The following is a 282-nucleotide window of genomic DNA, read 5'->3' on the forward strand; positions in this document are numbered from 1 at the left end:
ATCTTTTCAATGATTATCTGGACAATATTTGGGTTGTGGTGGCTTTATTGGCCGGCCTCGTGATCTTTAAAATTATTGCAACAGCCTTTACAATTGGTGCCGGCGGGGTTGGAGGGATATTTGCCCCTGTTCTTTTTATGGGCAGTGCCATGGGCCATTGTTTCGCGCTTATCTTTAATCATCTGGGCATTCTTAACACCCCTCTTTCTACAAGTAATTTCACCCTGGTGGGCATGGCGGGACTCATGGCAGGGATCATGCATGCTCCTCTCACAGCTATTT

Annotated in this window: 1 protein-coding gene; it reads left to right on the forward strand. The window is 46.5% G+C overall.

Annotated features, from left to right (window positions below; all coding sequences use genetic code 11):
- Positions 1-282 (forward strand): chloride channel protein (locus HC176_RS19325; RefSeq protein ID WP_209309846.1); only part of this gene is annotated, 282 nt, incomplete at both ends.

Source organism: Tamlana crocina, assembly GCF_012037625.1.